This is a genomic window from Pilosibacter sp. YYHA0881 (assembly GCF_051602715.1).
GTDB classification, from domain to species: Bacteria; Bacillota; Clostridia; order Lachnospirales; family Lachnospiraceae; genus Alitiscatomonas; species Alitiscatomonas aceti.
Map to the genome: position 1 here is coordinate 2,324,036 of NZ_CP175657.1, position 13,893 is coordinate 2,337,928.

The 13,893-nt window shown below is 55.6% G+C and carries 13 protein-coding genes and 1 other RNA gene; 13 read left to right on the forward strand and 1 reads right to left on the reverse strand.

The window, feature by feature from the left end:
* Positions 1–15: 15 nt before the first annotated feature.
* Positions 16–1,317 carry a DUF6128 domain-containing protein gene (locus ACI6NM_RS10855; RefSeq protein ID WP_262427672.1) on the forward strand — a complete coding sequence of 434 codons (1,302 nt, stop codon included), beginning with the start codon at positions 16–18 and terminating at the stop codon, positions 1,315–1,317.
* A 37-nt stretch (positions 1,318–1,354) separates the two neighbouring features.
* On the opposite strand, the gene ACI6NM_RS10860 is transcribed toward ACI6NM_RS10855, so the two are convergent.
* The gene (locus ACI6NM_RS10860) at positions 1,355–2,050 is read right to left on the reverse strand and encodes an anaerobic ribonucleoside-triphosphate reductase activating protein (protein WP_158359277.1); all 696 of its coding nucleotides are present in this window, start codon (positions 2,048–2,050) and stop codon (positions 1,355–1,357) included.
* Between the two features lie 220 nt (positions 2,051–2,270).
* Between ACI6NM_RS10860 and ACI6NM_RS10865 the strand changes: the two genes are divergently transcribed.
* The 12 genes from ACI6NM_RS10865 (at position 2,271) to ACI6NM_RS10920 (ending at position 13,888) form a co-directional block, all read left to right on the forward strand.
* On the forward strand, positions 2,271–2,708 hold the full coding sequence (locus tag ACI6NM_RS10865) for a hypothetical protein (RefSeq protein ID WP_262427671.1): 438 nt from the start codon (positions 2,271–2,273) through the stop codon (positions 2,706–2,708).
* 108 nt (positions 2,709–2,816) lie between these two features.
* Positions 2,817–3,332 (forward strand): tRNA adenosine(34) deaminase TadA, encoded by a 516-nt coding sequence (tadA, locus tag ACI6NM_RS10870; RefSeq protein WP_262427670.1) that lies wholly within the window; start codon positions 2,817–2,819, stop codon positions 3,330–3,332.
* Positions 3,319–4,479 carry an amidohydrolase gene (locus tag ACI6NM_RS10875; RefSeq protein ID WP_158359271.1) on the forward strand — a complete coding sequence of 387 codons (1,161 nt, stop codon included), beginning with the start codon at positions 3,319–3,321 and terminating at the stop codon, positions 4,477–4,479. Before tadA ends, ACI6NM_RS10875 begins: the two co-directional genes overlap by 14 nt.
* Positions 4,480–4,492: 13 nt before the next feature.
* Positions 4,493–5,626 carry an amidohydrolase family protein gene (locus ACI6NM_RS10880; RefSeq protein ID WP_262427669.1) on the forward strand — a complete coding sequence of 378 codons (1,134 nt, stop codon included), beginning with the start codon at positions 4,493–4,495 and terminating at the stop codon, positions 5,624–5,626.
* Positions 5,627–5,795: 169 nt separating this feature from the next.
* An RNA gene (gene ffs / locus ACI6NM_RS10885) (signal recognition particle sRNA large type) lies at positions 5,796–6,057 on the forward strand.
* A 229-nt stretch (positions 6,058–6,286) separates the two neighbouring features.
* Positions 6,287–7,372 carry a 6-phosphofructokinase gene (locus tag ACI6NM_RS10890; protein ID WP_158359268.1) on the forward strand — a complete coding sequence of 362 codons (1,086 nt, stop codon included), beginning with the start codon at positions 6,287–6,289 and terminating at the stop codon, positions 7,370–7,372.
* 3 nt (positions 7,373–7,375) lie between these two features.
* Entirely contained in the window at positions 7,376–8,995 is a 1,620-nt protein-coding gene (dnaX, locus tag ACI6NM_RS10895) for a DNA polymerase III subunit gamma/tau (RefSeq protein WP_215654375.1), read from the forward strand.
* Positions 8,996–9,102: 107 nt separating this feature from the next.
* Entirely contained in the window at positions 9,103–9,453 is a 351-nt protein-coding gene (locus tag ACI6NM_RS10900) for a YbaB/EbfC family nucleoid-associated protein (RefSeq protein ID WP_022274315.1), read from the forward strand.
* A gap of 1 nt (position 9,454) precedes the next feature.
* Positions 9,455–10,051 (forward strand): recombination mediator RecR, encoded by a 597-nt coding sequence (gene recR, locus ACI6NM_RS10905; RefSeq protein ID WP_262427668.1) that lies wholly within the window; start codon positions 9,455–9,457, stop codon positions 10,049–10,051.
* A 38-nt stretch (positions 10,052–10,089) separates the two neighbouring features.
* The gene (locus tag ACI6NM_RS10910) at positions 10,090–12,201 is read left to right on the forward strand and encodes a tetratricopeptide repeat protein (protein ID WP_262427667.1); all 2,112 of its coding nucleotides are present in this window, start codon (positions 10,090–10,092) and stop codon (positions 12,199–12,201) included.
* Positions 12,202–12,284: 83 nt separating this feature from the next.
* Positions 12,285–13,115: a Cof-type HAD-IIB family hydrolase gene (locus ACI6NM_RS10915; RefSeq protein WP_262427666.1), complete on the forward strand. Its 831-nt coding sequence runs from the start codon at positions 12,285–12,287 to the stop codon at positions 13,113–13,115.
* Positions 13,116–13,126: 11 nt separating this feature from the next.
* Positions 13,127–13,888, forward strand: coding sequence for a CvpA family protein (locus ACI6NM_RS10920; protein ID WP_262427665.1), 762 nt, complete (start codon positions 13,127–13,129; stop codon positions 13,886–13,888).
* The last annotated feature ends 5 nt before the right edge of the window (positions 13,889–13,893 follow it).

Sequence of the window (13,893 nt, forward strand, 5' to 3'; positions counted from 1 at the left end):
CAGAGGGGTGAAAATATGTCTGACTATCGCAGATTGATTTCCTATATTTATGAATATGAAGGAAAAGAAAAGGGAAAGAATGTAGGCTTTGTAAAGCTGGAGGCCAGGAACGGGCAGTGCCGTCTGAACCTGAGCGTAAAGAAGGTGTATATGGGAAGCAGCGCCATCGGCGTGTTTCTTCTGTCCAAGGCCGGGACGGAGGTTTTCCTGGGAAACATTTTTATCCGCAGCGGAGCCGGAGAGTTCCGGGCTGTGGTGGATGCGAAAAATGTGGAGGGAAACGGCGGGGGACTGGATACATATTACGGGCTGACCATCCATGACGTAAAGAATCCCTGGCGTTCCTACACGACGATCTGGGAGGATGCCGTGGAACCGGAGACGCTGCCGGGGTCCCTTCCGGGGGACCAGGGAAACGGGGACACTGTAAAAATGCTCCCGGCTGAGGAAATACTGCCGGGAAGTCCGGACCAGAGCGAAGAGGAGCCAGTGATGGCCGTGGCCAGCGTGGTGCGGGAGATCGAGGCGGAGATCGCCCGGGAGGAGGAGCGGAGGAGCCGGGAGGAAATGATCCTGCCTCAGGCATCTGAGCCGGAGACGATGCCGGTGGAACCAGCTGTGCCGCCGGTCACGGAGGAGCTGCCAAAGGAACCTTCCGAACCGCCAGCACCCGAGGAGCTGCCAGTGGGGACGCCGGCGCCGGAGGAGATACCACCCGAACCGGAAGCTCCGGTTTTCCCGGAAGAGCTGCCGCCCGCATCGGACCGGAAGCCTGGGACGAACCGGATATCTCCCGCTTCCAGGTCTGGAGACAGCCGGTCAGAAACTGAAACAGCTCCGTCTTCCGGCCAGGCTGCCCCGGAAAAGGATCCTTCCCTTTCCCGTTCTCCGGAGCTGGAAAATCCAGAGGTCCTCAGATACCTCCAGGAAACAGAGGATGTGACGGCAGATCCGGAAAAGCTGTGGCAGGAGCTGCGGAAATCCTACCCGAAGATCCAGCCCTTTGATTATGAGAGCGGCTGCGAGATCTTAACGATCCGTCCCCAGGATATCGGCCGCCTGCCCAGGGAAAGCTGGGTGTACGGAAACAACAGCTTTCTGCTCCATGGCTATTATAATTTCCGGTATATCATCCTGTTCCGCCTTGGGAACAAGGACGGCCGCGCCCGCTATCTCATCGGGGTCCCCGGCCATTATTACAGCAGCGAGAAATACATGGCATCCATGTTTGGATTCCCCAATTTTGTCCTGTCAAAAAAGCAGCCGCCCAACGATGGCCGCTTTGGATACTGGTATACGGATATCCGGGTGCGGTAAAAGGCTCTGGCTCCAGAGGATAAGAGAGGCCGGGTGTCTAGTAGTCGATGCCGCGGAGCTCTGCATGCCCCACAAAAGGCTTTACGATCTCCAGATAAGAGGTCAGCTCCGGGACGGTGCAGCTTGTGTATATGGGATTCAGTACACTGCCGGAATCAGAGAAGTTCTGGAGAAAATACAGGGGAGCCCCTGCGATCCATGGTCCGATCTTCTGGAAATCCTCCGCAGAGTGGAGCTCTCTGACCACGGTGGTACGGAATTCATAGGGGACGGCCCCACTTTTTAAAAATTCAATACTTTCACGAATGTTTTCCATCTGGAGGGACGATACTCCGGCCACCGCCGGGTACCGTTCCTCACATGCTTTTATGTCCATGGCCACATAATCGACGAGGCCTTTTTCACAGAGACGTTTCAGCACCTCCGGCCGGTAGCCGTTGGTATCCAGCTTGATCTGGTATCCCAGCGCCCGAACCTTCTGAATGAAATCCTCCAGATCCGGCTGGAGCGTGGGTTCTCCGCCAGTGATGGCAGCCCCCTCCAGGATCCCCCTGCGTTTTTTTAGGAAATCCAGCACCTCCTCGTCGGTAAAGGCCGCCGGGGCGTCGCTTCCCAAAAGGTCGCTGTTGTGACAGAAGGGGCAGCGGAAATTGCAGCCCCCGGTAAATATGGTTGCGGCCACATGGCCGGGAAAATCTAAAAGCGTCGTTTTCTGTAATCCGCAGATCTTCATAATATCCCATCCTTTCCACATGAATATACCACTCCTCCGGCTCCATGTAAAGCGGACGGCGGCTGCCGGTCTGGGCGGCTGGATGCGCCATTATTTTTGTGAGAAGGCCACCTGCGATGTATTTATAGAAAAAACAGAAGAAAAAACGACAGCTTTCTGCTATAATGGGAATATCGGAGGAAATGATGTACAGCTTTCCGGCTGGAAGGGAGGAATTTTCATGAAACATAAGGCAGTGAAAGAGCTCCTGCGGTTCGTCCTTGCCGTATTTCTGTCTGTATCAGCAGTGCTCGCCGTCAGCATTTTCATGAACGGCATGTACCTTCTGGGGATCCCCGATCCGGAGGACGTGCAGAGCGTTGTGGCGGAGTATCCCGGAGTCACGGATGAGAAGAAGGAATTCACGGACCGGGAGCATGTGGAGCAGGCGGTAAAGCTCACAGGATTTTTAAGATACGCCCTGTTTGAGGAGCCGGTCTCCGGCGGCAGCCCCATGATCACCATTACATACGTTCTGGATGACGGCAGGACGGTTTCCGTTTCAGCTGACCGGGAGACCGTATGGTGGAAGGGAAGGCCGCGTGCCATAAAGGACAGGGAAATGTTTATCAATCTGGCGGAGGGGATCTTTTTCCTCGAGGAGGTAAGCCGTCCGTAAGCGATGGTATGCGGTTTATTTTTGCCGGGGCTGTAAAACGAATTCCTTGACACCGCTTTCCGGCCCGGTTAAACTTATATTCAGAATCATGAATCTGGGAGACAGCGTATGACACAGGAAGAAAAATATATGCGGGAGGCGATGCGCCAGGCAAAAAAGGCGGCTGCCTTAAAGGAGGTCCCCATCGGCTGTGTGATCGTCCACGACGGAGCGATCATCGCCCGGGGCTATAACCGCCGCACCATTGATAAAAATGTCCTGGCCCATGCGGAGATCATTGCCATCCGCAAGGCATGCAGAAAGATCGGGGACTGGAGGCTGGAGGACTGCACCATGTACGTCACCCTGGAGCCGTGCCCCATGTGTGCCGGGGCCATCGTTCAGGCCAGGATCCCCCGGGTGGTCATCGGCTGCATGAATCCAAAGGCCGGATGCGCCGGTTCTGTTCTGGACATGCTCCACGAGGACGGCTTCAACCACCAGGCAGAGGTGGAGACCGGAGTGCTGGGAGAGGAGTGCTCCCGGATGATGAAGGACTTCTTCAAGGAGCTGAGAGAGGAAGGAAAGCGGAAAAAAGCGGAGAAAACCGAAGAAATAAAGGAGGACAGCCATGCTGGTAATTAAAAACGGAACCCTGATCTCCATGGCAGGCATTTATAAGGAAAAATACGATGTTGCTGTGGAAAACGGGAAAATTGCGAAAGTTGAAAAAGAGATCGTCCCAGGGCCGGAGGACACGGTCATCGACGCCGCAGGAAAGCTGGTAACGCCAGGCTTCATTGAGCCCCACTGCCATCTGGGCATCATTGACGCCGACGGTCAGGATGGCAATGAGATGACCGGACCCATCCACCCGGAGCTGCGGGCCATCGATGCCATTGACTTCCACTGCAGCCTGTTTGACCGGGCTCTGGAGGCCGGCGTCACCACCGTAGCTGTGGGACCTGGAAGCGGAAATATCATGGGAGGCACCTTTGCCTACCTGAAGACCGCCGGAGCTACCTTAAACGAAAGGATCATGAAGGAGGAGGCGGCCTTAAAGATGGCCCTGGGAGAAAATCCTAAGGTTTCTTACGGGAAAAAGGGCCAGACCCCGTCCACGAGAATGGGCTCTGCCGCCCTGATGCGCCAGGCGTTCTATAAGGCGAAGGCATACCGGGAAAAATGGCTGGCCCATGAAGAAAAGCTGAAAAACGGAGAAGAATCCACCTTTACATATGATCTGGCCATGCACTCTCTGATGCGTGCCTTCGATGGAATGCTGGTAAAGATCCATGCCCACCAGGCCAACGATATCCTAACGGCCCTGCGGGTCGGAAAGGAGTTCGGGCTGAATCTGAGCATTGAGCACTGTACCGAGGGCTGGAAGATGATCGACGACTTAAAGGAAGCAAAGGCCCATTACATCATCGGCCCCACCGTAGGCGGAAAGAGTAAGCTGGAGGTGGAGGATAAGCGCTATGACGCCCCGGCGATCCTGGAGAGGGCCGGCGTGGAGTTCACCCTGACCACCGATTCCCATGTGATCCCCATGGAGGGCTTCTTATCCCAGGTGGCCGTGCTGATGAAACACGGACTCACAGAGGAAACGGCCTATAAATGCGTGACCATCCGGGCGGCAAAGGCCCTGGATCTGGCCGACGAGCTGGGATCTATCGAGCCGGGCAAGGCGGCGGACGTGGTGATCTGGGAATCCGAGCCCTTTAAGGCCGGAGGAAGGCCGCGGACGGTACTCATCAACGGTAAGATCCAGTACCAGACGGAAAATTAAGGAGGTGGCAGCCATGCTGATAAAAAACTGTATGCTGATCGACGGTGCAGATATTTTTGAAGAGATGAAGGACATCCGTATCGTAAACGGAAAGATCAAAGAGGTGGCGGACTGCCTCATGCCGGAGGGAGACGAGGGGATCATCGATGCCGAAGGCGCTCTGGTGACTCCCGGTATCGTGGAGCCCAGCTGCCAGGTGGGCATAAGCAGCCAGATCCATAGATTCGAGGAAAACGATGCCAATGAGGAGGGCCCCATTGTTCCAGAGCTGCGGGCCTACGACGCCCTGAATTTTGAGGACGAGGGCTTTTCCATGGCCCTGCGGGCCGGAGTGACCACAGTGGTGACAGGGCCCGGAAATGGAAACCTCATTGGAGGCACCTGTGCGGCCTTAAAGACTGCCGGGGCTTCCAGGGAAAAACGGATCATAAAGCCCGAGGCGGCTTACCGCTTCGTGCTCACCAGCGGTCCCAGGAAACGGTACGGCGGGAAGAACCGGGCACCCCAGACGAGACTGGCTTCTGCGGCCATGATCCGGGATATCCTTTTTAAGGCGAAGGAGTACGCCAGAAAGGAAAAGGCGGGAGAGAGCCAGGAGTTCAGGCTGGAGCTGGCGGCCCTTTCCAGGGTATTCGACGGGATGCCGGTCCAGATGGCGGCCATGAAGGCCAACGATATGGAGACGGCGGTCCGCATCGGTGAGGAGTTCGGGCTGAACTATGTGCTGACCATGGCCTATGACGCCTCCCAGGTGATCCGGGACCTGGACAGAAAGGACCTCCGTTTTATCATCGGTCCCCTTTATGGGACCAGCTTTTCCGTGGAGGAAAATGGAAAATCCCTGTCTCTGGGAGCAGAGCTGGAGAAGGAAGGCGTCCATGCGGCCATTTCCACAGGCCATCCGGAGATGAATCTGGAGATCTTAAGCACCCAGCTGATCTTAATGACAGACCGGGGCTTAAGCCGGAAGGAAGCGATCAGGGGTGTGACGGCTTATCCGGCAGAGTATATGGGAATTTCCTCCCGAGTAGGCACTCTGGAGCCTGGAAAGGACGCAGACCTGGTGATCTGGGACGGAGATCCACTGGAGTATGACGGCGGCGTAAAGCGCCTGTTCATCGACGGGGAGGAGATCGCCCTTTCATAGGCTGTGCTTTGGCGGCCCTCTTCCTTCCGGATCGTGTTTTTACATCTTAGGCAGCAGATGCCTGAGGCTGCTGCGGACAGTAAAAGGGACTGCTCCGGAAGCAGGGAAAACGGCGGAAAACGGCGGGAATACTTGACAAAACCACGGCTTCCATGTATACTTAACTAATCCGCACAGCCGGGGAGTCAGCGGTGCCCTGTACCTGCAAGCCGCTAGAGCAGGGGTGATGTTCTGCCCCGGGTGTTTCACTGTGAAGCTGCCCCTGGTAAGAGGCGTTGACGTTTTGGTCTTACGCAATGGGAATCTCTGAACCGTGTCAGGGCAGGAATGCAGCAGCACTAAGGGGAACCTCTCATGTGCCGTGAGGGAGCCGGAACTGAGCAGGCTGCCAGGGTAACGTTTATGGTGGGCATTCAAAGCAGAACGTGCGGATAAAAGATATAATTAGGCCTGAAGGGGGTGCGGTGTTGAAAAACACCGTGCCCTCTTTCGCGTTGCGGGCAGGCTGAAATCTGTGAGTGTTCAGGTATGTGTCTTCTTGTCCGCGTGTGGCTAAAATTTTTCTTGCCCCTATGTTTCCTTTGTATTATAATGACATAATGGATGACGTATACCTGTTTGACTCGTAACCGTCAGAACGGAACAGAAAGGATGGACCATATGAAACGAGTTGGTTTTCTTACAAGCGGCGGCGACTGCCAGGCGTTAAATGCGACCATGCGCGGCGTGGCCAAGGGCCTGTACCAGATCTATCAGGATGAGGTAGAGATCATTGGATTTGAAGACGGCTATAAAGGGCTTATGTATGCCAATTACCGTATGATGAAACGCTCTGATTTCTCTGGGATCCTGACAAAGGGCGGAACTATGCTGGGAACCTCCAGACAGCCCTTTAAGATGATGCGGGTTCCGGACGAAAACGGGCTGGACAAGGTGGAGCTGATGAAGCACACTTACTATAAGCTGAAGCTGGACGCTCTGGTGGTCCTCGGGGGAAATGGAAGCCAGAAAACAGCCAATCTCTTAAGCAAAGAGGGCTTAAACGTAGTAGGCCTTCCAAAGACCATTGATAATGACCTCTGGGGAACGGATATGACCTTCGGCTTCCAGAGCGCTGTGGATATCGCCACCAATGCCATCGACTGTATCCATACCACTGCCTCTTCCCACGGACGGGTGTTTATCGTGGAGATCATGGGCCATAAGGTGGGCTGGCTGACGCTGCACGCCGGTATTGCGGGCGGAGCCGACATCATCCTGCTTCCGGAGATCCCCTATGATCTGGATGCTGTGGTGAAAAAGATCAAGGAGAGGACCAGGGGCGGCAGCCGTTTCTCGATCCTGGCTGTGGCAGAGGGAGCCATATCCAAAGAAGAGGCGGCCATGTCCAAAAAGGAATATAAGAAAAAGCTGGAGGAACGGGCGCAGAAATACCAGTCTGTGGCCTATGAGATCGGAGCGAAGATCCAGGAGATGACCGGACAGGAGATCCGGGTCACGGTTCCGGGCCATATGCAGAGAGGCGGTGCGCCGGTGCCCTTTGACCGGGTACTTTCTTCCAGGATCGGCGCTCATGCGGCAGCTATGATCGAACGGGGAGATTTTGGAAAGCTGGTGGTCGTGAAAAACAACGTGATCACAGATATTCCCCTGGAGGAAAGCGCCGGAAAACTGAAATATGTGGATCCCCAGTCGGATATTATTAAAGAGGCAAAGCTTCTGGGGATCAGCTTCGGAGATAAATAAGAGATGTCATATACAGCGCTTTACAGGAAATGGCGGCCCCGGGTCTTCGGGGATGTGAAGGGCCAGGACCATATCGTTACGACTTTACAGAATCAGATCCGGTCAGAGCGGATCGGCCACGCCTATCTGTTCTGCGGGACCAGGGGAACAGGAAAGACCTCTGTGGCCAAGATCTTTGCTAAGGCAGTCAACTGTGAGCATCCAGAGGACGGAAGCCCCTGCGGAGAGTGTCCCAGCTGTCAGCAGATCCAGGCAGGCACATCCTTAAATGTGGTGGAGATCGACGCGGCCTCTAATAACGGCGTGGAGAATATCCGGGAGATCCGGGACCAGGTCCAGTATCCGCCCACCGAAGGAAAGTACCGGGTCTATATCATCGATGAGGTGCACATGCTGTCCACTGGCGCCTTCAACGCCCTGCTTAAGACGCTGGAGGAGCCGCCGTCCTATGTGATCTTTATCCTGGCCACCACGGAGGTCCATAAGATCCCGATCACGGTGCTTTCCAGGTGTCAGAGATACGATTTCCGGCGGATCACGGTGGATACCATTGCGGACCGGTTAAAGGAACTGACCGATGCAGAGGGCATGGCGGTGGAGGACCGTGCCCTGCGGTATGTGGCGAAGGCCGGGGACGGCTCCATGCGTGATGCACTGAGCCTTCTGGACCAGTGCGCGGCCTTTCATTATGGGGAGACCCTTACCTATGAGAATGTACTGGACGTACTTGGAGCTGTGGACAACCGGGTGTTCCGGGAGCTGTTTGGCGCCCTGAGGAACGGGCAGACAAAGGAATGTATCTTAAGACTGGAAGAAATGGTGATCCAGGGCCGGGAGCTTTCCCAGTTTGTGGCAGATTTCATCTGGTTTTTGCGGAATCTCCTGATCTTAAAGACGGCGGATGAGGCGGAGGAGCTTCTGGATATGTCGGAGGACAATCTGAAGCAGCTCAGGGAGGATGCGGCTTTGGCCGATGAAAATGTGCTGATGCGGTATATCCGCGTGTTTTCCGAGGTCTTGAATCAGATCCGGTTTGCGGCCCAGAAGCGGGTCCTTGTGGAGCTGGCGTTTATCCGGCTGACGAAGCCCGAGATGGAGCAGTCCATGGATGCGGTGCTGGAGCGGCTGGAACGGCTGGAACGCCAGATGGAGGAAGGGATCCCGGCGGCCCCGTGGCCTGGAAACATGGCCGGGGACGGAAGCCAGCCAGCCCTGCCCCAGGCGGTACAGCCCCAGGCCCCGTCTCTGGAAAGCAGAGAGGCGGAGCCCAGGACGGTGACCCTTCCTAAAGCCCAGCTGGAGGATCTGAACCTGATCCGGAATGAGTGGGGAAAGATCGTCCGGGAGATGGGAATGTCCATACGGCCCAGCTTCCGGGAGACGGTGGTAGAGCCGGCGGGCGACAGCTGCCTGTGCATCGTATTCAGCGATGCCATGAACTTCAGCATGGGGAGCCGCCCCAGTATCCTTGGGGATCTGGAGCGCCATGTGGAGCAGGCCTACGGGAAATCCATCTATTTTAAGGCGCGCCTTAGGGAAAACGGCGAGCGTCTGGATACCAGGTATATTACAGATGAAGAGCTGAGGGAAAATATCCATATGGATATCACCATAGAGGATTAAGGACCGGGCCTCAGCCCGGCGCGCCTGGGGACAATAAAAAATCTCGGAAATAAGTAAAAATAGAAATAAACAGAAAAAACGAAAAGAATATGCAGGAGGAAAGAATCATGGCGAAACGCGGTGGTTTTCCGGGCGGTATGCCCGGTAATATGACAAATTTAATGAAACAGGCCCAGAGGATGCAGCGTCAGATGGAGGAGAAGACCAAGGAGCTGGAGGAAAAGCAGTATACGGCAGCAGCCGGCGGCGGTGCAGTGACGGTGACCGTTTCCGGTAAAAAAGAAGTGGTATCTGTGAAGATCTCTCCCGAGGCAGTGGATCCCGATGATGTGGAAATGCTGGAGGATATGATCGTGGCGGCTGCCAATGAGGCCTTCCATCAGATGGAAGAGGCGTCCAGTGCCGTTATGGCGGAGCTGACAGGCGGCCTTGGAGGTTTAGGAGGCCTTTCTTTCTAACATGGACTATTACAGCAGTCAGATCTCGAAGCTGATCGAGGAATTGTCAAAGCTTCCGGGGATCGGAAATAAGACGGCCCAGCGCCTGGCCTTCCATATCATCAATATGCCGGAGGAACAGGTGGACCGGCTTTCCGGAGCCATCCGGGACGCCAAGCACAACGTCCGGTACTGCCGGGAGTGCTATACCTTAACGGATCAGGAGCTCTGCCCCATCTGCAAGAGCCCGACCAGGGACCACAGCGTGATCATGGTGGTGGAGAACCCCAGGGACCTGGCGGCCTATGAAAAGACCGGGAAGTTTGAGGGGGTCTACCATGTGCTCCATGGAGCCATTTCCCCCATGCTGGGGATCGGTCCCGGGGACATTAAGCTGAAGGAACTGATGACCCGGCTCCAGAAGGATGTGAGGGAAGTGATCATTGCGACCAACTCAAGCCTGGAGGGGGAGACTACGGCCATGTACATCAGTAAGCTGATCAAGCCCACAGGGATCAAGGTCACCAGGATCGCCAGCGGCGTGCCGGTGGGCGGAGACCTGGAATATATCGACGAGGTGACGCTTTTACGTGCGCTGGAGGGCCGTGTGGAGCTTTAGGCGTAAGACGGCCGAGGAATTTAGGAGATGCAAAAGAAATGGATAAATATGAGTTTAACATAAAGGTGGAGCAGATCAAGAAAATGGTCAGCCGGGGAGACTACGAAACGGCCATGAAGATCGCGGATACCATCGACTGGCACCGCGTGCGGAATGCGAGCCTGCTTTCCATGATCGCTGAGATCTATGAAAAAAACAAGGAATACCAGGAGGCAAAGGATATTCTGCTGCTGGCCTTTGAGCGGGCCCCCATTGGCAAGCGCCTGCTTTACAAGCTGACGGACCTGGCCCTGAAGGAGGGGAACGTTGCCGAGGCCGAGGCCTATTACCGGGAGTTCTGCGACCTGGCCCAGGATGATTCCCGCCAGTACCTTCTCCGGTACCTGATCCTGAAGGCGAAAAAAGCGCCCCTGGACCAGCTGATCCGCGCCCTGGAAACGTATACGGCGGTGGAAGTGGACGAGAAATGGCTGTATGAGCTGGCAGAGCTGTACCACAAGGGCGGCATGGGCGACCAGTGCGTCAGGACCTGCGATAAGATCATGCTGCTGTTCGGACTGGGAAAATATGTGGAAAAGGCCATGGATCTGAAGCTGGAGTACGAGCCTCTCAACAAATATCAGATGGATCTGGTGGAGAACCGGGACAAATATGAAGCGAAGCTCCGGGCTGTGGAGGAGGAATTTGCCGGAAATCCCTCGTACCAGGATGATTATGAGGACGGGAGGGAGGCCGCAAAGCTGGAGGAACCTTCCTATGATGTGGAAAAGGAAGTGGTCATGCGCCTTCATGAGGACGCCCAGACCCAGAAACTGGCCCGGGAGATGTCCAAGCTTTCCGATACGGCTGCCCATACGGTAGAGGTGGAAGAGGACGACATGGACGCCACAAGGACCCTGGACGATCTGCGTTCCATTAAAGAGATCCGGCCCACAAGGCGGGTGCTGGATGTGGAGGCAGAGCGGGAGGGAGAAGAGTCTGACCGGGAGATCGAGCGGCAGAGAATGGCTATCCGCGCTGCCAAGGCCCGGGAGGAGATGGAGGAAGAGGCTCTGCGCCGTGCTGAAGAGGAGCGGGAGCTGGCCCGCAGAGAGGAAGAGGAGCGCCGCGCCAGAAAGCAGGCGGAGATCGACAGAGAGCGGGCCATGCGCCGCAGCGTGCGCACCATCCGTCCGGAAGAGGAAGAGGACGACAGCGACAGCCTGGAGCTGGAATCTCTGGACGAGGGTCTTGACCTGAATAATCTTATGATCGAAGCGGTCAACGATGAGGACGGCCTGGCAGCAGCTCTGGACGCCCTGAGAGAGATCCACCGGGAGTTAGGCCATAAGAATCCAGTGGCCAAGATCAGCAGCGAGAAGTTAAACAAGCGCGGCATCAGCGCTGTGGCCTCCAGACTGGCGGGAAAGGATCTGATCATCGAACATGCGGCAGGCCTCAGCAACGCAGTCCAGAACGAGCTGGATGAGCTGATGGAACGGGATAAGAGCGGCATGATCGTGGTGCTCATTGATACTCCGGAGAATCTGGAGGCTCTCCATGGGAATAATATGTCCCTGGCAAGCAAGTTCCAGTATATCGGAGCAGACAGCAGGGCCCAGGAAAAACAGCAGAATGAGGCGGCCCTGGAGGAGGCGCTGTTAAAGCAGACAGAGGTCCAGGAAAAGATCGCCCAGGAGGTGGTCCAGGGCCGGGAGCCAGAGCCGGAGGATGGCTTTGACGGAAGAACAGAGGATTTCCGGGATATGCCTGAAGCCAGGAGGGAGGAGCCGCCGCATCTGGAGCAGGAAGAGCCTGTCCGGGAAATGGCGGCAGCGGCCCCGAAGATGGCTGCCGGAGCTCCGAAAGAGGATGATCTGGATGACAGCACGGAAATGGAGCTGGAGGAGTTCGCGCAGTATGCGTGCAAGTATGCGGCGGATATTGACTGCAGCATTACGGGAAAAAGCATGCTGGCTCTCTATGAACGTATCGAGATGATGGAAGAGGATGGTGTCCGGCTGACGAGGAAGGCAGCGGTGGATCTTATTGAGGAAGCCGCAGATAAGGCGGAAAAACCGTCTCTTGGAAAGAAGATCACAGGGCTGTTTTCTTCAAAGTATGACAAGGAAGGCCATCTGATCTTGCGGGAAGATAACTTTTTTGATTAATAGACCGGGGGTGCTGTAAAAAGCGGATTCTGCGCTTTCTTTTTGCAGCAGCCCCTTCTGATTATGACCAGGGAGAGTGGAGAATGAAGATCAGGCTGATCGCAACCGATATGGACGGGACGTTCCTGGATGATGAGAAACAGATACCGGAGGCAAACTGGCAGGCTCTTCTGGCATGTGCGGCCAGAGGGATCCAGATCGTACCGGCCACTGGGCGCACGGTACGGGGGATCCCCGACAGGATCCGGACGCTTCCGGGAGTCCGCTATGCCATAACCACCAATGGAGCCGTGGTGGCGGATCTGAAAGAGGACCGGATCATTAGTACCTGCCGGATCCCGGTGGATACTGCTTTGCGGGTACTGGAAATGGCCAGAGACAGCGGGGATGACATCATGTATGATGCCTATATGGACGGCATAGGCTGTACGACCCAGTATTTTTATGATCACGCAGAACGGTATGCAGTTTCTGCCGGAGTGGCGGCGCTCATACGGAAGACCCGCCGGGTGGTTCCAGATAATATCCGGTATGTAAAGGAAATGGGGAAGGAGATCGATAAGATCAACATGTTTTTTACGGACATGGAAGCCAGAAAGAGGATGCGTGTTTCCCTTGGGCAGATTCCGGGGATCCTGGTGACATCCTCGATCCCCAATAACCTGGAGATCAATGCGGCAGGCGCGGATAAAGGGAGCGCTCTTCTCAGACTGGCGGAATTTCTCGGTATCGGCAGGGAGGAGACCATGGCCTTTGGGGACGGAGAAAATGATCTGTCCATGCTCCGGGCAGCCGGTCTGGGGGTTGCCATGGAAAATGGAGAGGAGCAGGTGAAGCAGGCGTCGGATTTTGTGACTGTTTCCAACAACGATGCAGGCGTAGCCAGTGCGATCCGAAAATTTGTGCTTGAGTGAGGAGATGGAAGATGATGGAAGGAGTCTCTGGATTCTCCGGCCACTGGCTGGAGATCCTGGCAGCGGTATATCTGGTGGGAATGGTGCTGTATGGCCATTACAGAGGGTTTATACGGCTGTGTGTGTCAGCGCTGGCCCTGGTGATCAGCCTTGTAACAGTGCGGGTGGCCCTGCCATACGTGACAGAGTGGCTTAAAAACGATACGCCGGTCTATGAGTCCATCCGTCAGGGGATGGCGGATGCAGTCGGCCTGGATGGGCTTTTGGACGGTGTGCTGGATATCGGAGAAGGAACCGGCGGGAATGGAGCCGGAATTGGAGAGAGAAGGACCATCGAAGAGCTGAAGCTGCCAGAGCAGATGAAGAGGATCCTGATCGAAAATAATAATAGAGAAGTGTATCAGATGCTGGGTGTGGAGCGGTTTGGAGATTACGTGGGCGGATACCTGGCTGATACGGTCATTAAAGCGGCGGCCTCGATCCTGCTGTTTGCAGTGGTATTTATATTGCTTCATATTGTGGCAGCCTGGCTGGATCTGATCGCAAGGCTTCCTATAATAAAAGGACTCAACCAGATCGCCGGAGCTGTACTGGGAGGCGTGGAGGGCCTTATGTTTTTATGGATCGTCTGCCTGGTACTTACTGCGCTGTCTGGGACGGATTTTGGAACGGCAGCCATGGGGCAGGTGGCGGCAAGCCCGTGGCTGTCCTGGCTGTACGACCATAACGTGATCTCATATTTTATTCTGGGCCTGGTAAAGGGCATGCTGTAAAAAAT

Excerpts from the sequence above, each read along its gene's own strand:
- ACI6NM_RS10855 (WP_262427672.1), top strand. The coding sequence starts at position 16 with ATGTCTGACTATCGCAGATTGATTTCCTATATTTATGAATATGAAGGA.
- ACI6NM_RS10860 (WP_158359277.1), bottom strand. The coding sequence starts at position 2,050 with ATGAAGATCTGCGGATTACAGAAAACGACGCTTTTAGATTTTCCCGGC.
- ACI6NM_RS10865 (WP_262427671.1), top strand. The coding sequence starts at position 2,271 with ATGAAACATAAGGCAGTGAAAGAGCTCCTGCGGTTCGTCCTTGCCGTA.
- tadA (WP_262427670.1), top strand. The coding sequence starts at position 2,817 with ATGACACAGGAAGAAAAATATATGCGGGAGGCGATGCGCCAGGCAAAA.
- ACI6NM_RS10875 (WP_158359271.1), top strand. The coding sequence starts at position 3,319 with ATGCTGGTAATTAAAAACGGAACCCTGATCTCCATGGCAGGCATTTAT.
- ACI6NM_RS10880 (WP_262427669.1), top strand. The coding sequence starts at position 4,493 with ATGCTGATAAAAAACTGTATGCTGATCGACGGTGCAGATATTTTTGAA.
- ACI6NM_RS10890 (WP_158359268.1), top strand. The coding sequence starts at position 6,287 with ATGAAACGAGTTGGTTTTCTTACAAGCGGCGGCGACTGCCAGGCGTTA.
- dnaX (WP_215654375.1), top strand. The coding sequence starts at position 7,376 with ATGTCATATACAGCGCTTTACAGGAAATGGCGGCCCCGGGTCTTCGGG.
- ACI6NM_RS10900 (WP_022274315.1), top strand. The coding sequence starts at position 9,103 with ATGGCGAAACGCGGTGGTTTTCCGGGCGGTATGCCCGGTAATATGACA.
- recR (WP_262427668.1), top strand. The coding sequence starts at position 9,455 with ATGGACTATTACAGCAGTCAGATCTCGAAGCTGATCGAGGAATTGTCA.
- ACI6NM_RS10910 (WP_262427667.1), top strand. The coding sequence starts at position 10,090 with ATGGATAAATATGAGTTTAACATAAAGGTGGAGCAGATCAAGAAAATG.
- ACI6NM_RS10915 (WP_262427666.1), top strand. The coding sequence starts at position 12,285 with ATGAAGATCAGGCTGATCGCAACCGATATGGACGGGACGTTCCTGGAT.
- ACI6NM_RS10920 (WP_262427665.1), top strand. The coding sequence starts at position 13,127 with ATGATGGAAGGAGTCTCTGGATTCTCCGGCCACTGGCTGGAGATCCTG.